Below are 1,682 nucleotides of genomic sequence, written 5' to 3' on the forward strand. Positions count from 1 at the left end.
GCCGGCGGGAACGGGCATTGCGGCTTGGTCGGACCGGCGGTGATGCGGGTGTCGGCGACGATGCCGAGCGTCAGCGTGGCGGCTGCAGCATCGACCTGCGGCTGGGCTGCGAGCGCCCTGGTCGGCCGAATTTCGAGGAAGAAGCCATTGGGAATGCCGGCGCCCTGCAGCGGCACCGAGCGGCACAGCCGATCCCATTCGCGCCGCGCGCTGCGCTCCAGCGCACCGTCGTCGCGGATCTGGCGCTCCAGCACGCCGAGCTGATCGGCGATCGCCTTGTCGATCACCGGCTTGACCTGCTGCGGCACGTCGATGCGGACACCGCCGACCGAGACGCCGGAATCCGACAGCGCGACTTCAGCATCGAGATGCGGATCGACATGCCAGTTCGGCAGCACCTGCGGCCGCGCGCTGATCGCGATGGTGCCCTTGATCTCGCCGTTGGCGTTGAACGACTTGATGTTGACGCCGATCTGCTTGGCCATCTTGTTGCCGAGCAGCCGGCCGAGCGTCTCGTCGACCTTGGACTGGGTGTTGGCGGAGAGCGAGCCCTTGGCATTCACCGTGCCGGTGAGCGGCGAGGTGATGGTGAGCTGATCCTTGGCGCCGCGCACCGTCACGGTGCCGCGCGTCGCGGTCCATTGGATGTCGGCGTTCTGCACATATTGCGACAGCGGATTGTTGGCCTTGCCGGAGAAGGTGCGCGGCGCGACCGCGTCGACCAGGTCGCGGATGGTCCCGAGCGGCACCGACACCGGCACCACCACGGTGGACTGCCGGATCGGCGGCAAGGGTGGCAGCGCCTGCAGGCTCGGCGGCGAGATGGCGCGCGGCGCCAGCCAGTCGAACGCCTTCAGCGTGACCGTGAATGAAATCGCGACGATCGCGAGTGCTACCAATCCAAACTTGACGAAACGCATCGATACCCCGGGGCGGAACGGCCGGGACAATACAGCCCGGGGGCGGGGGGCGCCAGCCGCGCCAGCCCCGCGGGGCGCCAAGCCGTGGAAAGACCCGCGAACCGCCGCGATATCGCCGGCAACGGCGCCGCAGATGCGGCGGAGTGTTGCGGGAGATTACAGCCGGATCGGTCCGTCGGGCTCGCAGCCCAGTGCGCCACCGCGCTGTGCCCACAGATTGCACACCGAATCCGCGCTGACCGGGCCTTCGACCACCAGGCACTGGTCCGGTGCCTGATAGAAGCGGCAGGAGCCGCAGCGCCGCCCGGAGGACGCGGTCGCGACAAAGCGGGCATCCTGCTGCGATGATTTCCGCGGGATCACCGCCGAACATCCGGCGGCCTGCTGCGCCCGGCCGGTCGTGGCGGCCGTGCAGGTCGCTGCCAGCGTCAGGCCGGCGATGCCGAGCAGGCGCCGGCGCGACACCAGGGCCGCGGATTCGATCGGCTTGTCCATCACTGTCCCCCTTCGCCGCGGCGCACAGAACGAGACAGGCCGCGATCGGGAGAACTGATAGTTCCGTCGTGCTGACGGTTAGCTGACAACGCCCGCGGTAAGCGGCGATGGGATGTCTGGCGCAAGAACGCGCGGCCTCCAATGAGACCGCGCGTTTGAATTACTCATAGCTTACCGCCGTAACAAACTCAGCCGCGGCGTCCGGTGCCCGCATCTGCGGCGCGGCGGTTGTCGGGTAGCACGATCACCTTGGCGCCGACGTTGACC

At 68.6% G+C, this 1,682-nt stretch carries 2 protein-coding genes; both read right to left on the bottom strand.

Going from position 1 to position 1,682, the window contains the following annotated elements:
• Positions 1-920, bottom strand: a 920-nt coding sequence (locus tag DYI24_RS26130) for a DUF4403 family protein (RefSeq protein ID WP_164574375.1), incomplete at its 3' end; no start/stop codon positions are given.
• A 156-nt stretch (positions 921-1,076) separates the two neighbouring features.
• Positions 1,077-1,415, bottom strand: coding sequence for a hypothetical protein (locus DYI24_RS26135; RefSeq protein WP_164574376.1), 339 nt, complete (start codon positions 1,413-1,415; stop codon positions 1,077-1,079).
• Positions 1,416-1,682 lie beyond the last annotated feature (267 nt).

It is taken from the genome of Rhodopseudomonas sp. BR0C11, from assembly GCF_010820945.1.
Classification (GTDB): domain Bacteria; phylum Pseudomonadota; class Alphaproteobacteria; order Rhizobiales; family Xanthobacteraceae; genus Rhodopseudomonas; species Rhodopseudomonas palustris_H.

What these genes read in the sequence shown, in the direction of transcription:
- DYI24_RS26135 (WP_164574376.1), bottom strand. Translation starts at nt 1,415, where the DNA reads ATGGACAAGCCGATCGAATCCGCGGCCCTGGTGTCGCGCCGGCGCCTG.